This is a genomic window from Microbacterium yannicii (assembly GCF_024055635.1).
Taxonomy (GTDB): Bacteria; Actinomycetota; Actinomycetes; order Actinomycetales; family Microbacteriaceae; genus Microbacterium; species Microbacterium yannicii.
The window spans coordinates 34,640-56,639 of sequence record NZ_JAMXMB010000037.1 but is presented as its reverse complement, the minus strand read 5'-3'; the positions used below and the strand labels follow the sequence as shown (position 1 = coordinate 56,639).

The window sequence follows — 22,000 nt, the reverse complement described above, 5'->3', positions numbered from 1 at the left end:
TCACGCGAAGGGCCGCACCTCGATCTTCCGGTCGCAGACCTTCGACGCCTCGGCGGCGAGCGTGAGCGCCACGTCCAGGTCGGGGGCTTCCCACACCCAGACGCCGGCGAGGTGCTCCTTCGACTCGATGAAGGGGCCGTCGCTGAAGATCGCCTCCTGGCCCCTGTTGTCGACGACTGTCGCCGAGTCGGGGTCGGCGAGTCCGCCCGCGAAGACCCAATAGCCCTCGGCCACCAGTCGTTCGTTGAACGTGCTGATGGCGGACCGCCGGTCGGTGCTGCCCGGATTGCTCTTGTCGTCTATGACGGAGATCAGGTACTGCATGAAGATCCTCTCTGGTGGCGCCTTGCACGCAGCCTCACCCCTACTACGAACACGACGGACGCAATCGGACAGCGCCCACCGGAATTCGCCGCCCGGCCCGGCGCATGTTCCGCAACCACGGAGCGGCTGACTAGCCGGGGCCGCCGGGGTGCGCGAGATCGTAGGCGCGCGAGAGCTTCTGGGGGACGACCATGCGCCACGCGTCGACGACGAGCTCACGAGCCTCGGCGGGCTCCAGTGACCCGAGATCCGCGTCGACCCAGTTGAAGCGCAGATCAGATGCCGCCGGCATCCGGAATTTGAGAGGATCACCGCCCACGAGCGCTGCCCGCTCCTCCTTCGGGAAGGCGAACCCCATCACGCGCTCGTCGAGCGAGAACGCGACGTACACGATCTGTCCGACACGGAATTTCAACCGCCCGCGGACGTACACCGGGTAGGAGCGCTCCAGTTCCGTTCCCAGTGCGCGGACATCATCGATCACCGCCATGTTCACAGTCTGGCGGTCATGGCGCGGGGACGGGCTCCCCGGACCCGCCCCCGCATACACGCGGCCTCGTTGTGTTCACGCAGCGGTGATCGTCGATCCGGAGAGGAACACCCTCGCGGAACTCTTCAGAGGTCGCCTCTCTCCGGTGACGGCGATCCTGGTCTCGAGCGGACGCGATTCAGCGTCCAGGCTGACCCATGCGTCGACCGAGGAGGGCTCGACGACGAATTCTCCTGCGATGTCGGTGTAGCCCAGCTGGGCAGCAGCGAGGGTGAACGCGACACGACACGACTCCCCCGGCTCGAGCGAGACGCGTGAGAAGCCGGCGAGCTGCTGGGCCGGGCGGGTGGCTCCGCTCGTATCGACCCGTACGTAGAGCTGCACGACGGTGTCGCCGGCACGCTCGCCCGCGTTGCGCACGGTCGCCGCGATCCGCACGGATCCGTCCGTCGTCATCTCGGAATCCGCTTCGAGGTCCGACAACACGAACTCGGTGTAGCTGAGCCCGTGCCCGAACGTGTAGAGCGGCGTTGCCGGCAGATCGAGGTAGTGGCGGTCGACATCGGGCGGGAGCGGGTTGCGGTAGCCGGTGCCGGCGCGCTGGTGGTGATAGACAGGGATCTGACCGGTATGGCGAGGAATGCTGTACGGCAGCTTTCCGCTCGGGTTCACCTCTCCGAACAGGACGTCGGCGACAGCGGCCGGCCCGAAAGGGCCTCCGTACGACGACACCACGATCGCGGCGGCATCTTGGATCACCGGAGGCAGCGTGTAGGCGCGACCTTGCACGAGGACGACCAGGATGGGCTTTCCCGTTGCGGCGACTGCTTCGGCGAGGCGCACCTGTGCCGCAGGCAGCGCGATGTCGGCGGAGTCGCTCGCCTCGCCCTCGGTGCGCTCGCCGTTGAACCACAGACTCGCACCGCCGAGCGTGAGCACCACCACATCGGATGCCGTTGCAGCGGCCACGGCATCGGCGATCGCATCCTCGCCGAGGTCCGTCGTCAGCGTGCTGCCGGCCGCGACATGTGTGGCGCGCGCATGCCTGTCGATCTCGTCGGCGAGCGAGGTCGCGTCGAGCCTGTCGCGCAGGAAATCCTCGATGGGCATCGACGGGAAGAGGCTGTTGTTCCACGCGGCCATACCGGGATCTATCCCGACCATGTTGCCCATGCCGCCGCCCGACATGAAGGTGGTCATGTCGCGGAAGGCGGGGTAGCTGTAGGTGGGGAACTGCAGCTTCACGGCGTCGGCGTGAGGCCCGATCACTGCCACGCTGCTCGTACCGGGTGCCAGTGGAAGCAGCCCATCGTTCTTGACGAGCACGACGGAGCGGCGGGCGAGTTCGCGCGAGAGCTCCCGTCCTTCGAGGGCCACCTCCGCGATCTCGATGCGTTCCGCCGGGTACGGATTCTCGAAGAGCCCGAGGCGGAATTTCGCGGTGAGGATGCGTCGAACCGACCGGTCCACGTGGGCGATGTCGACGCGCCCGGCCTCCACCTCGTCGACCAGAGCGTCACCGTACCCATAGGGGACGGGGAACTCGGTGTCGAGTCCCGCAGCGATCGTCAGTCGACCGGCTTCGGCAGGCGAGGCTGCCGCGCGCTGGCGAGTGTGGATGTGTTCGAGCGTCATGTAGTCGCTCGAGACGAAGCCGTCGAAACCGAGCGTGTCACGCAACAACGTCGTCAGCACGTAGGGGTTCGCCGCGGCCGGGACACCGTCCACGTCGGAGTAGGAGTTCATCACCGATCCGAGACCGGCCAGCTGGATCGCCGCTTCGAACGGGAACGCGAACAGGTCACGCGTGCGCCGCGGGCCGCCCTCGTACGACGACAGGTTCATTCCGCCGGTCGGCAAGCCGTAGCCGATGAAGTGCTTCGCCGTGGCGATCGCGCCCTCACGAAGGTCGACGCCTTGCAGGCCACGGGTGTACGCGACGCTCAGTGCTGCCACGAGGTACGGATCCTCGCCGTAGGTCTCGTGCACCCGTCCCCACCGCGGATCCAGCGCGATGTCCATGTTGGGCGACAGCGCCTGCCGAACCCCGACGCGTGTGAGCTGTCGCCTGATCGTGTCGGCCATCTCCTGGACGAGTTCGGGACTCCACGTCGCCGCGAGACCGATCGAGGTAGGGAAAACCATATGCCCGCCGGCAAGCACACCGTTGAGAGCTTCGATGTGCACGAGCAACGGGATGCCGAGCCGCGTGCCCTCGATGGCCGTCCGCTGCAAGTCGCCGACGATCCGAGCCATCGTCGCGGGGTCATCGACGCCGAAGTTGCAGATGTGGCCCGGCGCCTTCTCGAGCCACTCGTCGCGGACCACTGGGGCAGACCCGTCAGCGAGCACCAAGTACCACGGCGGCACCGAGACGAGCTGATGCGCCTTCTCACGCACCGTCATCTGCGCGAGCAGGAGGTCGGCGCGCTCCGGGGCGCCGAGTGCGGTGTCGAGGTGGACGGACTCAGGGGACACGGTGAACCTCCGCAGGGGTCGGGGACGGGACGAGGTCGGTGCCCGCGCGCGCTGTCGCGGCGCGGGAAGTGACGAGCAGCACGATCAGTCCGGCGGTCGGGAGCAGAGCTGCCACGCAGGGCAGGGCTCCAAGCCCCCAGGCACCGACCACGAGCGCGCCGATCACGGCGCCGCCACCGATCGCGATGTTGAACGCGGTGGTCTGCAATGCGGCCGCTGTTGAACGCTGGTGAGGCGCAGCGATGCGCATCATCCGTGCCTGCAGCATGATCGGGACGACAGCGAACGCCATCGCCTGCAGGAGCGCGGCGATGACGAGGGCGCCGATCCCCCACGCCGCAGCCAGGGGGAACAAGCCGCTGAGAATGGCGACGAGGCCGACCGCCGCAGACAGCGTGAGGGTCGGGAAGCGGTCGGCGATGCGCCCGACAGTGGCAGCCGCCACCAACGCGGCAAGGCCGGTGCCGAAGAGCAACGCGGGGATCGCGGCCGACGGGATCGTCGCGACCTCGCCCAGCCACACGACCGAGTAGGTGCCGTAGGCGGTCTGCCCGATCACGACGAGCAGGATGATCGCGCACACGAGCAGGATGCCGCCGAGTGCGGACGGCGTCGCGACGCGACGGGGTGCCGGTTCGCGCGGCGCAGGTGGGATCGGCGTGACGGCCGGAAGCAGCAGCACGACGAGGAGCACGACGACCACCGCGACCGCTGCAAGGGTTCCGAAGGCCATCCGCCACCCGAATGCCTGGCCCAGTGCATTGCCGAGCGGCACTCCGAGCACTCCGGCGAGCGACCCGCCCGCCGCAGTGATCGCCGTCGCGCGGCCGAGCTGAGAGGCGGGGACGAGGTCGGCTGCGTATGCCGCGGCGACCGCCCAGAACACCCCGTGCGCGACGCCGCCTGCGGCACGGGCGATGAGCAGCACTTCGAACGTGGGCGCGATGGCCGTGAGTGTCGTCGCCGCCGCGATTCCGACGAGGGCGACGATCGCGAGCGCCTTGCGCGGCATCCGGCGGGTGAGGACCGCGAGCGGGGTCGTCGTGAGGATCACGGCACCGGCGAACACGGTCACCAGCTGCCCGACAGCTGTGATGGGACGATCGAACGTCTCGGCGATGTTCGGCAGAAGTCCGCCAGGCAGGAACTCGGTCGACATCGAGACGAAGATCGCGGCGGCGAGAACCAGGAGCCCGAGCCGCGGAAACGGCGAGCCAGGAGTTCTGTGTGTCGCGCGGGGTGCGGGGTGACGGCGAAATCGGCGGCTCGAAGCACGTCTCGTGACACGACTGTCGTGCGACATGGCTGATGCCTTCTCAGACCCTTGCGCGCTGCCGGATGTCCCAGGCGCACCAACGCCGCGAACGGTGGGGATCTCGAGCCTACGAGGTGACGATCGACCACACCGTGCTCGTGGCGACTATTGCGCAACCTGGCGGCGCTGATGTTGCCGGTCCGGCGGGCACGCAGTAGGCAGGACGTGACGATCGATGCAGACGCACGGCCGCGTCTGCCGCCGATCCTGGCAGTTGTAGCGTGCGGCAGCGGTCGCTCCCGCACGTGACGCGCGAACGGAGCAGCATGAACAAGTACCTGTTCAACAACGACTGGTCGGTCCGTCGGAAGGTGAGCGGCTTCGTAGACCTCATGGGCGGTGCCGCTTCTGAGAGGGTCACACTCCCCCACGACGCCATGATCGGACTCACCCGGTCTTCCGATGTCTCCGGCGGCACCTCGTCGGCGTTCTTTCCCGGCGGCGAGGTCGAATACGCAAAGCGCTTTGACGTTCCGGTCGAGTGGCGCGAGCGACGCGTGGCCATCGAATTCGAAGGCGTGTACCGCGATGCCATGGTCTACGTGAACGACGAGTTCGCGGGCCAATGGAAGTACGGGTACAGCGTCTTCCGAGTCTCCCTCGACGCCCACCTCCGCTATGGGCAGGAGAACGTTGTGCGGGTCGAGGCGCGAGCGAACCAGGACTCCCGGTGGTACACCGGTCTCGGCATCTACCGCGACGTCCATCTCGTGGTCACGCCGCTGGCCCACATCGTCGATGACGAGATCCGCATCACCACGCCGGATGTCGACGAAGAGCGTGCCGTCGTCGAATCCGCCATCCTGGTGCGCAACGAGAGCGTGGTGACGCGCCGACTGTCGCTCGAGGTCGAGGTGCGCGACGACACCGGGTCGATCGTGGCGCATGACCGCGGACCTGTCACCATCCGCCCGCACGCGACGACGACGATTCGCAGTCGGCTCTATATCGACGCGCCCCAGCGGTGGGGCGTCGATCATCCGCACCTCTACGACTTCCGCGCGCGGCTGCGAGATGAAGAAAGCGACGACGCGCAGGACGTGAACACGTCGTTCGGCATCCGCACGATCCGTATCGACCCGCGCCATGGACTCCGGATCAACGATGAGCCGATCAAGCTCCGCGGCGCGTGCATCCATCACGACAACGGCCCGCTGGGCGCCGCCACCATCCGGCGGGCCGAGGAGCGTCGTATCGAACTGCTGAAGGCGGCCGGTTTCAACGCCGTCCGCAGCTCGCACTGCCCCGCGAGTCCAGCGATGCTCGAGGCGTGCGACCGGCTCGGCATCCTCGTGTTCGACGAGACGTTCGATGCGTGGACCGAGATGAACAAGCCCTACGACTACACACTCGATTTCCCCGAGTGGTGGGAACGCGACGTCGACGCGATGATCAAGAAGGACTTCAACCACCCCAGCGTCATCCTGTACTGCATCGGCAATGAGATCCACGAGTACGGGTCCGGTTTCGGAGGCTCGCTCGCGCGCGACATCGCCGAGCGGATCCGCCGCAGCGATGAGACCCGCTTCATCACCACCGCCGTGAGCAGCTTCTGGGCTGTGGCCGGTGAGGTCATCGACGACCTGAAGAACCGCCTCGCGGACGCGACGGCCCGCGGCGTCAACGACGTCATGAACGAGATGACGGAGTTCTTCGACGAAGTCACGGTGTCGGATGTCGTCACCGTGCGAACCGCTGAAGCCCACGCCGCGGCAGACATCGCCGGGCTGAACTACGCGGAGACGCGCTACGCGGCGGATGCCCAGGTCTTTCCGAACCGAGTGGTGCTGGGCACGGAGACCAACCCGCGCGTCACCGCGCAGTCGTGGGCCGAGACGATGGCGAACGATCACGTCATCGGCGGGTTCACCTGGACGGGGTGGGACTACCTCGGCGAGGTCGGGCTCGGGCGCACGGACTACACCGACGACCCCGAGGTTCGCGGTGGCGGCGACCCGGACTTCCCCTGGCTCACCGCCTGGGCCGGTGATCTCGACATCACGGGCCACCGGCGCCCCCAGTCCTACTACCGCGAGATCGTCTACGGGCTGCGCCGCGAGCCTTACCTCGCGGTGCTGAGACCACAGCACTACGGCCGCCGGAGGCTCGAGATGCAATGGGCATGGAGCGATGCTGTGGCCAGTTGGACCTGGGATCTTCCGGACGGGGCGCGCACGGAGGTCGAGGTGTACAGCGACGCGGATGAGGTCGAGCTCCTGTTGAACGGCCGTTCCCTCGGACGGGCCGCTGCGGGGCCGGCGGCGGAGTTCCGCGCCCGCTTCGATGTCTCGTACGAACCGGGCGCGCTCGTCGCGATCGCCTACCGTGACGGCATCCCGAGCGAGCGCACATCACTGGTGACGGCATCCGACCGACTCCTCGTGGTTACTGCGGACCGGTCCGACATCCGTGCCGATGACGGCGACCTCGCCTACCTCAGCATCGAATTCCAAGATGCGAGCGGGGCGTTGAACAGCATTGAGGATGCCGTCGTCCACGTGTCGGTGGACGGCCCGGGCGAGCTCGCGGCCCTCGGCTCCGGACGACCGGCGACGACGGAGCGCTTCGACTCGACCCACTGCACCACGTTCGATGGCCGGGCGCTGGCGATCGTGCGGCCGACCGGCGAAGGCAGGATCACCGTCACCGTGCGCTCGACCGGCATGACAGATGCGCAGGCAGTGGTCACTGCGCGAGGCGTGTGACCGCTCGGTCGGCTGCCCACACCCGCACCGCGATGGAGGGACGAGCAGGCAGATCCACCCGCACGAACGCCATCAGCTGGCGCGTCTCACTGCGTCGCGTTCAGCGCCTCGCCGGATCGAGGTGCCCCGAGTTCGAAGTGACGCTTCATGGTGTCGAATGTGCGTGCGTCGATCTCGGCGACATGCTCGTAGAAGCCCCGGCCGCTCTTCGCGCCGAGGTGGCCGGTTTCCACCAATGCTGTGAGTAGCGGGCTTGGCTGGCTGGCGGCGCTCAAGAGCGGGAAGAGTTCGACGGAGACTCTTTCCCAGATATCGAGTCCGCCCAGGTCCGCGATACCGATCGGACCGGCGGCAGCCCAACGCGGTGCGAGGCCGTTCACGACGATCTGATCGACAGTGGATGGTGAAGCGATGCCGGCCTCTATCAGTGCCAGGGCCTCGCGAAGAATCGCCGCTTGAAGCCTGTTCGCAACGAAGCCCGGGCATTCTGACGCTAGGAGGACTGGGTGTCGGCCCATGCGGTTGAGCAGGTCCACGATGCCCGCAGTCGCCGTGGGTGCGGTGCGGGGGCCAGGCACAATCTCGACCAAGGGGACGACGTGGGGCGGGTTGAAGAAGTGTGCAACAAGGAACCGCTCTGGCGTTGAGACTGCGTCGGCGAGCACACTCGGTACGAAAGTGGAAGTGTTGGAGGCGACGACGCCGGCGGTGTGGGCCGAGATTTCAGCCAGTACGGCTCGCTTCACGTCGATGTCTTCGGCAACCGCTTCTATCGCGAAGTCCACCTCTGCCACACACTCGGCGATGCTCGAAGTGATCGCAACGCCCTCCCTGCCGACCTCTGTGTGCTCTTCATAGGACACCTCGTATTGACGCACGTCGAAGCCGCGCACTTCACATCCGCGGGATGCGAACAGCTCGGCCAACGCACGGCCCATCGTGCCCAGCCCGACGACCCCGACGACAGTCACGCGAGAGCCTCGTAGATTGCCGAGAGGTACGCCGCAGCGCGGGGAGAACCGATGATGTCATTGTCGAGTGCGTTCATCACGTACGAGATCGTGGTCCGCCGCTTGACATCCATGACAACCAGCGATCCCCCTTTGCCTCCCCAGAAGCAGACGCCGTCAGTTGGCAGATACGGGGTCGACTCCGGATGCGGCAGAGCGAACCCGATCCCGAAGCGAAGAGGTAGCGGCAAGACGAGATCCATGCCATTGGCCTGTTCACGGAAGATGAGGTCGATGGTCTCGCCGCTCAGATAGGAGCGTCCGGCGACTGTTCCTCCTCGGGCGATGGGAGACATGATCCGGGTCAGCGCGCGTGCGTTCCCGTGGCCATTGGCCGCACCGAGCTCGGCGCGCCTCCACGCCTGCGTGTTTGCCATTTCGGCGTCCGTCGCCGGCCCGGTGAGCGCTCGCATCATGATGCTGGACATGTCGGGATCGCCGAGTTCGAAATCGTAAGGAGGCGCCGGGATTATCTCCGCTACACGCGGATCGTCCTGCTGCCGAACTCCGATCTGAAAGTCCGCGTCCAGCGGCTCGGAAAGTTCGGTTCGCACAAACTCGGTGAGGGAGATTCCTGTGACTCTGCGCACGAGTTCGCCTATCAGCGCGCCGTGGCTCAGCACGTGGTAGCCGGAAGCCGTGCCGGGTTCCCACCAGGGTGCCTGTGCGGCGAGGCGCCGCGCCGCCTCCCCTGTGTCGTAGAGGTCCTCGATACTCACCGGCTGATCCCAACCGGGGATCCCAGAAGTGTGCGCGAGAACATGGCGGACCTCGATGAGTTCCTTGCCGTTCTCGGCGAACTCCGGCCAGTACCGGGCTACCGGCGCGAACACATCCAGCAGACCTCGTTCGTGCAAGAGCAGAATGGCAAGCGAGCTGACCGTCTTGGTGCTCGACCAGACGTTGACGATGGTGTCCTCCCGCCAGGGATCCTGGTGGGTCCGGTCGAGATGCCCGCCCCACAGGTCGACCACCATCTCGCCGTCGATGTCTACAGCGATCGACGCGCCGATTTCGTCGCCGGTGTTGAGAAAATCGGTGAAGCGGGCGCGAACAGGCTCGAAGCGCGGATCAGCGTAACCCGCCACCCCCGCTGCGGCTGTCGAGTCGGTGTCGGTGAATGTCGGATTCATAATGCCGCCTTCGGGTGCTCTGCGATAGCTGCTCTGTCACCGGCCGTGGCCGTTGTGATCGGCCCACCGCTCCGATCTTCACGAGGGCCGCTCCCCGAGGCAAGCGCAGCTGCAAGAGATCGGTCGTGCACGACGGAATCGGGGTCGCCGCGGCGCGCTCTTACCGAGCGAAGGGAGCATTCTGCACACTCCCGCCTAAGATCAATCCGTGAGCAGGCATGCGATGAGGGGAGACCTTCGAGCGCACGTCAATCACTTGCGAGAGCGTGAACTCGTCCGCATGGGCGAGGACACCGTCGCAATGGTGCTGGAACTCATGCCGGACTACCTCGTCGATGGTTCACTCACACCAGCAATGCTGCTGGAGAACTCCATCCGCAACCTCGAGCACGTCCTGACACGACTGCTGGCTGAAGACGATGCTTCCAACGACGAGCTATCCCCCAGCTTCTACGACACAGGGGTCCGCCGAGCCCAGCAAAGGGTGCCGCTCGAATCGGTGTTGTACAGCTTTCGCATCGGCGGCAGGGTGCTCTGGCAATCCTTGGTGCGAGAAGTGAACCAGAATGGGGATCACCGAGAGCGTCAACGCCTGCTCGAAGAGGCGGTCGTGGTCTGGGAACTGACGGATGCGACATCGACCGCGGTTGCGCGCGGCTATCGCGACGAACAGGCTCGGATTCTGCGCCGCGGGCAGCACCGCCGCGAGGCCGTCCTCTCAGCTTTGATCGACGGGCGGACCAGGAGTGCGACAGGGATCGCCGACTCTGCCGAGGCGCTTGGACTGGCCGTGCATGGTCGCCACGTGGTGGCGGTGACAGTGGCTCTCGACGCGCTACGCGGCACGATGCCACACCCTGAGGAAAGACTGGCCGATGCACGCGTGAAGTCCGCCTGGACGACGCAGGGCACACGGTTGACCGGGCTCATCGACCTGCAGACTTCAGGAGGACTGGAGGAGATCATCGAGATCCTTCGAAATTCCCTGCCGGACGCTGCGGTCGCCATCTCTGAAGAGTTTGATGATCTCAACCTCGTTGCTGACGCGTACCGCCAAGCAACTCTTGCGCTGCGCACGCTGCCAACGGATCGGCCAGGCGTAGCCCGTGCACGGGATCGTGCCTTGGAGTCGCTCCTGGTTGGCAGTCCCGAGGTCTCGCGATTGTTGATCACCAGCCGGCTCGGCGGCATCCTGGACCTACGCCCGAGGGATCGGGATATCTTCTTGGAGACGATCTTGGCGATCGTCGAATGCGGGGGATCTGCCCGAAGTGCGGCCGAGCGACTGTTCTGCCACCGCAACACAGTCGTGAAGCGGGCGCGTCGCATCCGCGAGCTTTGCGGATCGGATCTCGGTGACCTCGAGTCGTTGATGCCCGTGTACCTGGCGGCTCTGGCGTTGCGAACGGACCCGGCCCTGCTGCCTGGCGGCGGTGCTGGCGTACACCGGTGAGGCTCATCACCGCTGCAAACTGCTCCCCCATCGTCGACGAGGCGCGTAACGCGCTCTCCGACCGGACCTGATCGCCGACACTGAACGACATGACGGTAGATCCTCAAGTCGCGCAGGTGTGGGCGGCTCTGATCGCGAACGGATTCCGCGGCTTTTCCGCGGGCAGTCCCGAGGACGCTCGCGCCGCGTACCGCTGCATCGCAACCTCGCGGGAGAGCACAGCCGGGTCCCCGCAGCCAGTGGATATCAGGGACATCGTGATCCGCGGTATCCCCGCCCGCATCTATCGACCCGAATCAGCCGCGGTGGGGGTCGTAGCGTACTTCCATGGCGGCGGCTACGTGGTCGGAGACTTGGATACACATGACCTGTCTGCCCGACTGCTCTGTGTCGAGGTGGGCGCGGTCGTGATCAGCGTCGATTACCGCCGGGCCCCAGAACATCGCTATCCGGCAGCGAGTGACGACGCCGCAACCGCGGTCGAATGGATCATCGCCAATGTGGCACGTCTAGGAGCGGAGACACCCAGCGTCGCAGTTGCAGGCGATAGCGCGGGTGGCAATCTGGCAGCCGTAGTGGCCCAGCGAGGCGTCGCCGAGGGCTGGGGACTGGCGGCGCAGGCACTCATGTATCCGAACGTTGACTTCAGTGCTCGGGACGGCTCAATGCGCGAACACGCCACCGCCCCGTTTCTCACACGCCGCGACATCGAGTGGTTCTTCGCTCACTACACCGGTGTCGCGATCGACGACGCCGCTGCAGCACCGCTTCTTTGCGATCCCGGTCTGAACCCGCTCACAGCACAATCTCTGTCCCACCTGTGCCCCGCGGTGATCGCCACCGCCGACTGCGATCCGCTCCGCGACCAGGGCGCCGCATACGCGCGCGCACTCGCGCTCGCGGGCACGCCTACCGTGTATCGCAACTTCCCCGGACTCGCCCACGGCTTCTATCCCTTGCAGACGGTATCCCGCGCGCGGGATGCCACCGCGTGGTTCAACGGAGAGCTGCGTCGCCTGCTGCTCATCGATTGCGAGGCTTCCGGAGGAACCACGCAAGCGCCGCCGGCTACCCCATCTTGAACTCCTGATCACTCATTTGGATCAACGCCTCCATCCCTTGAAACCGAGGCGTGTGGAGTCGGGCGCCGGCGGCCCGGACGACCTCGTCGCGCTCGGCTCGGCGCGGCCGGCGACGGAGGCGCGTTTCGATTCGACCAGCTGCACCACCTTCGATGGGCGCGCACTGGCGTTCGTGCGGCCGACCGGCGAAGGCAGGATCACCATCACGGTGCGTTCGGCGGGCATGGCCGATGCGCAGGCCGTCGTCACCGCGCAAGGCGTGTGACCGCTCAGTCGACTGCGCGCACCCGCACCGCGATGTAGGGACGAGCGGGCAGATCCACCCGCACGTCGCCTTCGTGGATGCCGGGCAGCTCCTCGACGGTCATCGCCCAGGTGTCGATCATGTCGATCTTGGCCCGCATGTTCTGGGGCACCCGAACGGTGCGGAACCTCGGGCGGGCGTCCCTGAAGTACGTGAGCGCGTAGCCGTCTCGTCCGCCTGTCACGAAGTCCCAGTCGCTGGGCAGAGGCTCGATCCGGCCGCCCGGAACGCCCTCGACGAGCTCGCGCAGGAACGCGAGCCGCGGCAGGCTCTCGCCACGCAGGGTGCCGCCCTTCGCCCAGAAGATCACCTCGTCGTCGCGCCAGAACGTCTCGCCGTGCGTCAGGAAGGCGCCCTGCAGAGTCCCCTCCCAGAAGCGTCGGACGACCTCCTCCGCCGTCAGATTGCCCCAGCCCTGATCGATGTCGCCCTCGTAGCCGAATTCGTCGACCACGATCGGCTTGTTCCACCGCGTTCGCCATTTCGCGACCGACTGCGCCATCTCGCGCCCGCCGCCTTGGATGCTCGCGTGCGTGGCCCAGTCCGCCGAGTAGTCGAAGATCTCCACCCAGTTGTGGATCGACAGCGGATGCCGCACCGGATCGTTCGCGACCACCAGGCCGGCGAGCCGGTCCCAATCCTCGCGGCGCTTGGAGGTGAGGAGGTCGTATTCGTTCGCCATCGACCACCACACATTCGGAAACGCTGACAGGCGACGCACCACATAAGAGACGTAGCGGTCGTCGGCGGCCGCGCCGAGCGCGCCGAACCCCCACCGGTCATACGGGTGGAACAGGATCACATCCGCCTCGATGCCCGACGCGGCAAGATCGTCGATGCGACGCTCGAGCCGGGCGAAGTACTCCACGTCGAAACGCGTAGTGTCCCACGCGCCCTCCGCGTCGCGCTCGAAGACGAACCGCTCGGGCTCGGTCGAATTGAAGAGGAAGGACTTGGGGAAAAGCGCCATCCGCAGCTTGTTGAACGGCGCACCGGCGAGCGAACGGAGGGTCTCCTGCTGCAACTCCTCGGGCTGATGGGTCCAGGCGTACGACGTGGTGCCGAGTGGAACGAACGGGGTACCGTCGCTGCGCACGAAGCCGCGCCCGTCCACCCGCACCGGTCCCGGCGCGTCGGACTCGCCGACATCGACGGCGCCCCGCACGCCGTCGAGCGAACGCGCGGTGGATGCCGTCGTGAAGGCCCAGCGGCCGGTCGTCGGGGGAAGGAAGCGCAGCCGGTACACACCGCCGCCGTCGTAGAAGCCGCCGACGCGGATCGTCGTGTCGCCGAGCGTGAACGTCGCGGTGAGCTCGACGTCGACGAACGGATTGCCGTGCGACGGGCCCCGCAGAATTACATCGGTCCGTTCGCGGCAGGCTGCGGCATCCGGGATCTCCGCACTCGCAGAGCCCGGTGCGACGTCATCGCCTTCGTAGTCGAGCGAAGTGGTGATCGGTGGGTCCTGCGGCGGAAGCGGGCTGAGGTCCTCGAACACCGACACGGCATCGAGCACCTCCGCCCGACGGGGATCCGCCTCGCCGAGGACAAGCCCAGCAGCGAGCCGAACGGGAAGTCGCCGAGTTGCGCGAGCATCGGCGATGCCAGCAGATCAGGCGCGATGGCGGCGATCGCCTTGCTCGCATCAGGGTGCTGAAGAACTGCGGATGCCGGAGTCTGTCGGTCGATGCAGCGCATGGTGTCCTCGGGGATTCAGTCAGGAAGCGGTCGATAGGCGACCGAGAGGACACGCCCATCGCGGGACGGAGCACCGAGAGCGAGCATCCGGCCGGTGAAGCCGGCGGCGACCTCGGTGGAGAAGTAGCGGCCGTCGAGGCGGGCGAGCTCGGTCGCTTCACCGCCACGGACGACCGAGAGCACCACATCGTCGGGGCCGGCGTAGCCGAACGGCACCGGGGGCGTCTGTGGAGGGGTCGTCGAGATGCGCAGGGTCGCAGTCTCGCCGGCGATGTCGACCGCGCCGATCCGCTGACGGATATCGCCGATCTGCACGATCGCGTACGCGTGGCCGTGCTCGAAGACGACGCCGCACCAGTGCCGGTCGTCGAGGCGCAGTCCGAGGACGCCGGACCGATCCACGACGGCATCGGCCTGCCACGCGAACTCCGTCACCCGCGTGCAGAGCACGTCACCGGCCGACCCCCACGCACGGAACCGGATGCCGCCCTCCAGCGCCCGTTCGACCACGGCGTCGGGCTCACTGCCCGCGGTGACCCAACGCGGATCGAGTACCGCACCCGTGAAGTCCTCCACGAAGCCGGAACCGCCCCGCAGGATCTCGAAGCGCGCCTCGTCGAACACGGGCCACCCGTCGACCCAGTCCACGCCGGCGAGGAACGACTCGCGGCCGAGCACGTGAAAGCCGGGTGTCGACCCGCGCGGGCGAGCACCGAGATAGACGGCGGCCCAGGCGCCGTCCGGCGTCTGGACGAGGTCGGCATGGCCGACGTTCTGCACGGGGTGCGAACTGCTGCGGTGAGTGAAGACGGGGTTGTGAGGGCATGATTCGAAGGGGCCACGGGGGCTCGGTCCGCGCGCGACTGTCACGCAATGCCCGCGCTCGGTGCCGCCCTCGGCGAGCACGATGTACCAGCTTTCGCCGATGCGGTAGAGGTGGGGACCCTCGGCCATCGGCATCCCGCTCCCCTGCCAGACCGGATAATGCGGCTCGCGGAGGCGGCCCGTGGCGAGGTCGATCGGCGCCTGGCGGATGCCCTGGCCACCGACGGTGAAGTCGAGCACGTGCCAGGTGAGGTAGCAGGTGCCGTCATCGTCCCAGCACAGGTCCGGATCGATGCCGATCGCCTCGGGCACGAAGACGGGGTCACTCCACGGACCCGCCGGATCGGTCGCATGAACGATGAGCTGCCCGGACTCGAAGTCGCTGATGTTCGTCGTGATGAACCAGAAGCGTCCGTCGTGGTGACGCAGCGTCGAACCATAGATGCCGGTCGAGGGACCCGGGATGCCGACTCGGAACTGCGACCGACGCGTCAGGATGTTGCCGATCTGGGTCCAGCTCACGAGGTCGCGGCTGTGGAAGATCGGCGCACCCGGAAAGTACTCGAAGCTGGAGTTCGCGATGTAGTAGTCCCCGCCCACACGGCAGACCGTGGGGTCGGGGAAGAACCCGGGGATGATCGGCTGGACCTCCGCGCTCATCGCGCGCGTGGGCTCACTGACTGCAGCCTCGATCACCGGTTCTCCTCTCGAACGGAACCTCGTCGGTCCTCCGCCAGGCGATCCTCGCAGTACATTGGATCCGCCCCACGGTCGTTGCGCAAATAAGCGGAGAGGAAGGGCCTCCATGGACGGCTCCCCTGATCGCACCGTCACGCTGCGCACGATCGCAGCGGCGGCAGGGGTGTCGGTGTCGTCCGTGTCCCGCGTGCTCTCGGGGCGAGGCGACCTCAAGCGCGAGACGCGGGAGAGGGTTCTCGAAGCCGCGCGCGCGCTCGAGTACGACGCCTCGGGGCCTCATCGGGGTCGCCCGACCGTGCTGGACCCGCGCCTTATCGAGCTCGTGCTGGGCAGCTTCGACGACGCGTGGACGGACGCCGTCACGACGGGAGCTCGCGAGGCGGCGTTCCGGCTGGGGTTCGATCTCGTCCTGACGCTCGAGCGCGACGATCCTGCCGATGACTGGCCGACACGCGTCGCGACGCGACGGCCGTCCGGTGTCATCATCGGCATCATCCGGCCCACTCAGCGCCAACTCGACCAGCTCCGAGGACTGCGGATCCCGATCGTGCTTCTCGAGCCTCGATCCGACCCCCAGGGCGAGCTCGCCAGCGTCGGCACGACCGACTGGCAGGGAGGCTATGACGCCGGCATCCATCTGATCGAGTCGGGTGCCGCAGGGTTCGTCGTGGTGACGGGAACGCCGCCCTATCGCTTCGGGCGGGCCCGCGAGGAGGGCTTCCGCCAGGCGATCGCCGATCACCGCCCGGAGTCGCCGGTTCACCACGTGAACGGGCGCTGGACCGACGCGGTCGTCACCGAAGAGCTGCTGAAGACGCTCGTGTCGGCCCCCACGCCGACCGCCGTCTTCGCCTGCAACGACGAGATGGCCTTCGCGGTGTACCGCGCTGCCGGCCGTTTGGGTCGCCGCATTCCCGACGACATCCGCGTCGTGGGGTTCAACGACGAGCCGCGAGCCGCGACCGCCAGCCCGCCGCTGACCTCCGTGCAGCAGCCGCTGCGCGAGATGGCTGCTCGAGCCGTCGAGCTGGTCAGAGACCTGCGTCACCGGGATGCGGACCATTTCGAGCGCGTCGAGCTTCCCTCGGCACTCGTGGCGCGAGGCTCCACCGGCTTCGGAACCGGCGACGACGTCGAGTCCGCACCGGGGGCACCGAGTCAGTAGGAGTACGTTCTCACTCGCAGCGCCCCTGAGGACACCGTGCTCTGGCGGATCGGGAACAGCTCGGATTGAACTTGCTCGATCGCCGGCAGGCGTATCCACTCCCCGCCGCCGATCTCATCGCCGTTCAGACGCCGACGAACCACCCACTGATCGTCCTCGTGCTCGAGTTCTTCGACACTGAGCCACCCGGCCCTCGCGCCATCGGCTCTCAGGGCCCTCACCGCGAACCCCCGCCCGACGATCACATATGCGTCGTCGTCCAGTCTGGCGACGACACCTACCCCGTTTCGGGGTGTCGGAAAGATCTCGGCCATGTGGCTGCGCGTCACTTCCAGTGCGCCGTCCGGGAACAGCCGCCGCGTGGGATCGGTGTCGGTCAGTGTGAAGCCGGTGAGTTCAGCGCCGGGGTGCTGTTCGACCACACGGCCGATCGCAGACAGCAGGGCGAACGCATCCTTCACATCCGCGTAGTGAGGATCGTCTTTCGTCATCAGGTCGAAGGCGAACGGCGCGACCCCGGATGCTCCGAGCTGACCGACGGCACGGAACATCTGCTCTACTCCGACGCGATTGCATTGCATCTCTGGAATGAAGAGGATGCCGTCGATCGCTGCGTACTCGCCGGCGATCAGGTCGAACGACCCGAAGTACAGATCCGGCGCGAGAAAGTCGAGGGTCGGCGCGAGCGCACGCCAGATGCTGGACGTATGCCGCAGCGGCCCACCGCTCGGGTACACGCCCGGCGAAGTCCCGCCGCCGAGGGCGAACTCCGAGTCGCCGCCGTCGCTCTCGAGATTGGCGTCGACCCAGGCGTTCACATACAGCGGAACGTCGAACGCCTCGCGCCCCGCGCGAGCAACGGCGTCGATGTACGACGCGTACGCCGACGCCATGAACGCCTCGTCCGCCTCGTCGCCGAAGAGGGTCTGCCAGTCGGCGTTCTCGCCGCCACCCGACCGCTGCATGGTACTGCGCAGACGGCCGGGGCGGGATCGACCCACGGCCTCACGCACGGCGGCCGGGACAGCATCCCCCCATCGCTCTTCGGCGAGCGGGCTGCGATCCCGGGAATCGCCGAGCACCCCGACCTCGTTCTCGACCTGCACCATCAGCACCGTCTCACCGTCGTCGTGCGCAGCGAGATGGCGCATGAGTGCGGCGAAGGCGAGCGCATCCGCGTCTCGCGCGGCCCGGCAGAACGGCGAGATCGCCTCGATCGATTCGCCTGACGCGTTCCGGATGCGCGGGAACCGCTCGGGGTCCTGCTTGACCCAGCCCGGCACGTACGTCGACATCCCGTTCTTCCAGGTGCCGAACCACAACGGGACGATGTGAAGCCCGCGAGTGCGCGCGCCTTCGATGAGCGCGTCCACCGTGTGGAAGTCGAAGACACCCTCTTGCGGTTCGATCAGTTCCCAGGCCACAGGCGCCAAGACCGTGTTGACGCCGATCTCGGCGGCGACGTCCAAGGACTGTTCGATCGCGCGCGGCGTGCTGGATCCGGAGTTGTGGAGTTCGCCTCCGACGATCAGGTAGGGGCGTCCGCGCAGCACGAATCGGCCATCGACGAATCTGCGGTGCGGGTCGTTCATGAAACCTCCCGGGGCGGGAACATGGAACGTGCGGCGTCACGTCTCATGCGACCACGATGCGGACGCGGGCGAGGTTGTCGACGCGCGCGAAGGGGGTCTCTGGGTCGCCGTGCTGCTGAGCCGTGACCTTCGCGGTGACGAAGTAGGTGCCAGCCTCCTGGAAGGCATGCCGGATCGACTGATCAACGACGGATGCCGGGGGCACAACACCACCGACGGCATACTCGCCGCTGCCGTCGAGGTCCCAACGAACCTCCACGACGCGAGATCGGGGGTCCACGGCAGAACCCGTCACAGGCAACTCGACCTCCTCACCGATGGCGACCGCCGCGCGTGCGCCTCCCGAGACGGTCAGTGCGACAACGGGCTGAACCCCGCCGGGGTTGCTCGGGTCGGTGAGCCGGATCTGACCGTCGACCACCTCGTACCGCGTCGAGGGCGACGGCTCGATGCCGTCTTCGGCCCAGGCAGCCACCTGGCGGAGCGCCTGGTGCACCACGCCGAGGTATGAGACGGTGTGCAACGGCAGCTCCTGATCCGAGATGTCAGCGTGCAGCGCACGGTCCACCATCCAGATGCGGAGGTGCTGATCGGCAGCATCGCCCAGGTGCTCGCGCACCTTGCCGGCATACCAGTCGGCCTGCCACGCGAACGCCTCGCGGTCGTACCGCGCCTCGACGACGATCATCTTGCCCCCGATGTCGCCCGACTGCAGGGCGCCCGAGGCCCCTCGCGCCATGAGCGGACCCAGCAGGAGGTCCCGCTGCGGGTACAGCGGATCGCCGGACTCGTCGCGGAATTGATCCCAGACCGTGAACTCCGGTGCCGGAACCTGGTGCCGGTGATAGGTCTGAGCCGCCAGGAAGTTGCTGTTGTCGACGTCTACCCGGTCGCCCGGCCGCACCTGCTGCAGGAAGGGGCTCAGCTCGGGGAAGTCGACGAGAGCGAGATCGCCGACGACGTTCTGAAGCAGGGCGACCGCACCCTGCGTAGAACCGGACGCGATGTGGAGCTCGGCGTTCATCGGCTCGGTGGCTGAGGACTCACCGAGGCGCAGGGCGACCACGACATCTCCCCCTTGCTCTGGGCCTTTGAACGCCTCATCCACGCCGCCCGACGGTCCCGCGGGAAGCGCGATGAGCCCGGATGCGACGGCCTCCCGCCGCGTGATGACGGCTGCGACCGTCGTGGAGAAGCGCACACGGTCACGGTGGATCGACGAGCTCGGCTCCGCGCCGAGGTATCCGGGCTGCGTCCAGAAGTCATCGAAGTACGTGGGATCGATTGCCTTCAGCGTTCTGTAAAGCACGCCGAATGCCTGGGTGCCCATGGTGCGGTGGCCGACCCATGCGGCCGGAGGGAAGCCCATGCGGGTCACCTCGTTGAACGCCGCCGTCTCCTCCTCGCTGAGCCCCTCGCCCAGGCGTTGCTCGGACCCCGGCTCGATCTGGTCGACGATGTCGTCGAGCACGTCGCGAAGGACTCTCATCGCATGCATCCGGACCGTGAAGACGTTGGGGATCGCGACGGGGCTGCCGATGACGTGCGGCACGAAACCGTCCCAGACCCCGCGGGTGTTCTCTGCGCAGGCGATGGTCCGGAAGCCGCCGCCCGAGCCGCCGTAGGCGTACCCGTAGGTACGGTGCGACCCGTAGACGCCCTGTGCGATCACCTTGGCGAGCCCCGCGACGGCGGCGCCGGCGCGGTAGGCACCGATCGTCGGGTCGATGTCGGTCTGCGGCTTCGACAGATCGACCGCTCCGCCGCCGTTCGTCTCCACGAAGAAGGCTCCTGACGCGAACGCGAAGCCGATCTTGTCGTCGGCTCCCGTCAGTCCAGTCGCCAGGTGCTCGCTTTCCGGCACCGGAGTGATGTGCTGGAAGAAGCGTCCTTCGTACTCGTTCGCCGGAGGCAGATACATCGAGAAGCGGTTGTCGGTGCCGGCGAAGCCGCCATGGATGTAGCGATGCGTCGACGGGCCGTCACGCTCCTCGTCGATGTCGATGTATGGGCGGGTATAGAGCGCGTCATCTGCCGTGAATCCGGTCACGAGGTCGAGCACGGTGTCGGGGCTGTTCATTCGCTTTCCTCTCGCTGGGGGCTGACGCGGCCCGGGGCGTCGTCGTGGGGGGCCGCCGATCCGCGGCGCAGCAGGGGTGCCCGCCCTTCCTCGCGCACGACGCGCAGCGCCTCCGTTCCGCTGTGCGGCGCACCGGGGATGATCTCCGCTTCGGCCGAGATCTCCCGGCGGGCCAGCACTTCGGCGCTGATCACCTTGATGCGCTTCTCCAGGCGGTGGTAGGAGAGCGCGATAAAGCCCACGATCACCGCGAAGATGGCGGGGATCCAGCTGTTCACCGCGACGATGCCCGCGATCGCGCTCGGGGACTGAGTGTCGGCTGCACCGACATAGCCGGTCATCACGAGCACCACACCCGTGAGACCGGCGGCGATTGCTTGTCCGACGGTGCCTGCGAAGGAGAACAGCGCTCCGCCGACGCTCTCGAGGCGTCGGTGGCCCTTCCACTCGTTGTACGTCGAGTTGTCGATGATGAGGATGGGCGCGAGAAAGCTGACCGGCAGCGCGGCGAGCGCGGTGAGCACGGAGGCGACCATGATGATGGCGATGTTCCCCCCGGCCAGCGTCATCACGAGATAGCCGATCGCTCCGATGAAGCTCGAGAAGGCGATCATGCGTGAGACCGACAGCTTGCGGATGAGGGCGGGGAAGAAGAACATCAGCGGGATCAGCGCGACGAACGAGATCGAGACCACTCCCTGCAGGGCGAGGTCGCCCACGATGTAGCGGAAGTAGTAGGCGCCCGCCGTGAAACTCGCGTAGATGCCGACGACCAGCGACATGATCGACAGGATCCACATGTGCGGGTTGGTGCGCAGGACCAACAGGATGTCCTTCATGCGCACGCGCTCGGCTTCGATCGCGGCGGCCTCAGGAGACTCGCGGAAGACCCAGAAGCGCACGAGGCCGATCAAGGTGAAGACGACGGCGGCAGAGACGGCGACCAGCGACCAGGCACCCGGATCCTTGCCCGCGTTGCCGACCGCGATCGGCATCACGATCGTGATGACGATGGCAGCGAGAATGGTCACCACTCCCGTCTTGGCCGCCACGTCGCTGTAGTGCTCGCGCTTGGGGAACACCCGCGCCGTGTACAGCGGATTGTTCGCGTTGTACAACGGCATGAAGATCGCCGTGAGCAGCACATAGGACGTGAAGATCCACGCGTACTTGGCAACGTCGCCCAGCCCGCCCGGCGTCGAGAACAGGCACGCTGTGGCAGCCCAGCAGAGGATGATCACCAGGTCGAAAGGACGCGCCTTGCCGAGCCGGGTCTCCGGTGCGATATCGACGAGGTATCCGGCCACGAGCGCGCCTATGGCGTCGACGATCTTGGCAGCGACGAGCAGTCCACCCACGATCGCGGGATTCAGGCGGAGCGTGTCCGTGGCGTAGATCGTGAAGTAGCCCACCATGACGATCAGCGCGTTCATCGAGAACGAGTGTGTCGACCACGGGATGATCCGCCAGATGGAGACGCGGTCCTTCCGGGCCTCGGCCCGCTCGCGCGAGCTCTCGTGCTTGCCGGAGTCCGCCATGGGCGGAGCCTCGTCGAGTGATGATGCCATCAGCTGCTCTTCTCTGAGTAGTGGCAAAGGTGCTTCCCTAAGTCAATCCCGAGTAAACCACAGCATTCAAGGCGCTTCT

16 protein-coding genes are annotated in these 22,000 nt (G+C 67.0%); 5 read left to right on the top strand and 11 right to left on the bottom strand.

Translation table 11 applies throughout. The annotated features are described in order from the left end of the window. The 4 genes from NCG93_RS16505 to NCG93_RS16490 all read right to left on the bottom strand — a co-directional run bounded on the left by NCG93_RS16505 (position 1) and on the right by NCG93_RS16490 (position 4,595). Complete coding sequence (locus tag NCG93_RS16505; RefSeq protein WP_194412843.1) at positions 1-324, bottom strand: YciI family protein; 324 nt, start codon at positions 322-324, stop codon at positions 1-3. Between the two features lie 130 nt (positions 325-454). Continuing rightward, complete coding sequence (locus NCG93_RS16500; protein WP_194412842.1) at positions 455-814, bottom strand: MmcQ/YjbR family DNA-binding protein; 360 nt, start codon at positions 812-814, stop codon at positions 455-457. 75 nt (positions 815-889) lie between these two features. Beyond that, positions 890-3,292, bottom strand: a complete 2,403-nt coding sequence (locus tag NCG93_RS16495; protein ID WP_194412841.1) for a glycoside hydrolase family 3 N-terminal domain-containing protein — start codon at positions 3,290-3,292, stop codon at positions 890-892. After that, on the bottom strand, positions 3,282-4,595 hold the full coding sequence (locus NCG93_RS16490; protein WP_284444964.1) for an MFS transporter: 1,314 nt from the start codon (positions 4,593-4,595) through the stop codon (positions 3,282-3,284). The genes NCG93_RS16495 and NCG93_RS16490 overlap by 11 nt, the downstream gene beginning before the upstream one ends. A gap of 278 nt (positions 4,596-4,873) precedes the next feature. Between NCG93_RS16490 and NCG93_RS16485 the strand changes: the two genes are divergently transcribed. Beyond that, positions 4,874-7,312, top strand: a complete 2,439-nt coding sequence (locus tag NCG93_RS16485; RefSeq protein ID WP_194412839.1) for a glycoside hydrolase family 2 TIM barrel-domain containing protein — start codon at positions 4,874-4,876, stop codon at positions 7,310-7,312. Positions 7,313-7,398: 86 nt separating this feature from the next. Here the strand turns inward: NCG93_RS16485 and NCG93_RS20405 are convergent, their stop codons facing one another. Together NCG93_RS20405 and NCG93_RS16475 are read right to left on the bottom strand one after the other, a co-directional pair. Continuing rightward, entirely contained in the window at positions 7,399-8,283 is an 885-nt protein-coding gene (locus tag NCG93_RS20405) for a 3-hydroxyacyl-CoA dehydrogenase family protein (protein WP_194412838.1), read from the bottom strand. After that, complete coding sequence (locus tag NCG93_RS16475) at positions 8,280-9,455, bottom strand: serine hydrolase domain-containing protein (RefSeq protein WP_194412837.1); 1,176 nt, start codon at positions 9,453-9,455, stop codon at positions 8,280-8,282. Before NCG93_RS16475 ends, NCG93_RS20405 begins: the two co-directional genes overlap by 4 nt. A gap of 223 nt (positions 9,456-9,678) precedes the next feature. Here NCG93_RS16475 and NCG93_RS16470 point away from each other — a divergent pair, with 223 nt between their 5' ends. From NCG93_RS16470 to NCG93_RS20210, 3 genes are all read left to right on the top strand, one after another. Then, positions 9,679-10,908 (top strand): PucR family transcriptional regulator, encoded by a 1,230-nt coding sequence (locus tag NCG93_RS16470; RefSeq protein ID WP_486348269.1) that lies wholly within the window; start codon positions 9,679-9,681, stop codon positions 10,906-10,908. Positions 10,909-10,997: 89 nt separating this feature from the next. Next, entirely contained in the window at positions 10,998-11,990 is a 993-nt protein-coding gene (locus NCG93_RS16465; protein WP_194412835.1) for an alpha/beta hydrolase, read from the top strand. Beyond that, a complete protein-coding gene (locus NCG93_RS20210) occupies positions 11,890-12,255 on the top strand; it encodes a hypothetical protein (protein ID WP_194412834.1) in 366 nt (121 codons plus the stop codon). Before NCG93_RS16465 ends, NCG93_RS20210 begins: the two co-directional genes overlap by 101 nt. A 4-nt stretch (positions 12,256-12,259) precedes the next feature. On the opposite strand, the gene NCG93_RS16455 is transcribed toward NCG93_RS20210, so the two are convergent. Next, positions 12,260-13,798, bottom strand: a complete 1,539-nt coding sequence (locus NCG93_RS16455; RefSeq protein ID WP_252787585.1) for a DUF5605 domain-containing protein — start codon at positions 13,796-13,798, stop codon at positions 12,260-12,262. 209 nt (positions 13,799-14,007) lie between these two features. Continuing rightward, positions 14,008-15,513, bottom strand: coding sequence for a glycoside hydrolase family 43 protein (locus NCG93_RS16450; protein WP_252787584.1), 1,506 nt, complete (start codon positions 15,511-15,513; stop codon positions 14,008-14,010). A gap of 109 nt (positions 15,514-15,622) precedes the next feature. Here NCG93_RS16450 and NCG93_RS16445 point away from each other — a divergent pair, with 109 nt between their 5' ends. After that, complete coding sequence (locus NCG93_RS16445) at positions 15,623-16,681, top strand: substrate-binding domain-containing protein (RefSeq protein ID WP_194412833.1); 1,059 nt, start codon at positions 15,623-15,625, stop codon at positions 16,679-16,681. Here NCG93_RS16445 and NCG93_RS16440 read toward each other — a convergent pair. Genes NCG93_RS16440 through NCG93_RS16430 form a run of 3 tightly spaced genes read right to left on the bottom strand, consistent with a single transcriptional unit; the run spans position 16,675 to position 21,921 of the window. After that, on the bottom strand, positions 16,675-18,273 hold the full coding sequence (locus NCG93_RS16440) for a DUF5597 domain-containing protein (protein WP_194412832.1): 1,599 nt from the start codon (positions 18,271-18,273) through the stop codon (positions 16,675-16,677). The two genes, NCG93_RS16445 and NCG93_RS16440, sit on opposite strands and share 7 nt — an antisense overlap. Positions 18,274-18,316: 43 nt before the next feature. Beyond that, a complete protein-coding gene (locus NCG93_RS16435) occupies positions 18,317-20,353 on the bottom strand; it encodes a hypothetical protein (RefSeq protein WP_206687295.1) in 2,037 nt (678 codons plus the stop codon). After that, positions 20,350-21,921, bottom strand: a complete 1,572-nt coding sequence (locus tag NCG93_RS16430; RefSeq protein WP_194412831.1) for an MFS transporter — start codon at positions 21,919-21,921, stop codon at positions 20,350-20,352. The genes NCG93_RS16435 and NCG93_RS16430 overlap by 4 nt, the downstream gene beginning before the upstream one ends. Positions 21,922-22,000: the final 79 nt, after the last annotated feature.

Bases quoted from the DNA above. Each gene is read 5' to 3' on its own strand.
- NCG93_RS16475 (WP_194412837.1), bottom strand. From the start codon at position 9,455: ATGAATCCGACATTCACCGACACCGACTCGACAGCCGCAGCGGGGGTG.
- NCG93_RS16485 (WP_194412839.1), top strand. From the start codon at position 4,874: ATGAACAAGTACCTGTTCAACAACGACTGGTCGGTCCGTCGGAAGGTG.
- NCG93_RS16490 (WP_284444964.1), bottom strand. From the start codon at position 4,595: ATGTCGCACGACAGTCGTGTCACGAGACGTGCTTCGAGCCGCCGATTT.
- NCG93_RS16445 (WP_194412833.1), top strand. From the start codon at position 15,623: ATGGACGGCTCCCCTGATCGCACCGTCACGCTGCGCACGATCGCAGCG.
- NCG93_RS16505 (WP_194412843.1), bottom strand. From the start codon at position 324: ATGCAGTACCTGATCTCCGTCATAGACGACAAGAGCAATCCGGGCAGC.
- NCG93_RS16465 (WP_194412835.1), top strand. From the start codon at position 10,998: ATGACGGTAGATCCTCAAGTCGCGCAGGTGTGGGCGGCTCTGATCGCG.
- NCG93_RS16500 (WP_194412842.1), bottom strand. From the start codon at position 814: ATGGCGGTGATCGATGATGTCCGCGCACTGGGAACGGAACTGGAGCGC.
- NCG93_RS16440 (WP_194412832.1), bottom strand. From the start codon at position 18,273: ATGAACGACCCGCACCGCAGATTCGTCGATGGCCGATTCGTGCTGCGC.
- NCG93_RS20210 (WP_194412834.1), top strand. From the start codon at position 11,890: ATGCCACCGCGTGGTTCAACGGAGAGCTGCGTCGCCTGCTGCTCATCG.
- NCG93_RS16435 (WP_206687295.1), bottom strand. From the start codon at position 20,353: ATGAACAGCCCCGACACCGTGCTCGACCTCGTGACCGGATTCACGGCA.
- NCG93_RS16470 (WP_486348269.1), top strand. From the start codon at position 9,679: ATGAGGGGAGACCTTCGAGCGCACGTCAATCACTTGCGAGAGCGTGAA.
- NCG93_RS16430 (WP_194412831.1), bottom strand. From the start codon at position 21,921: ATGGCATCATCACTCGACGAGGCTCCGCCCATGGCGGACTCCGGCAAG.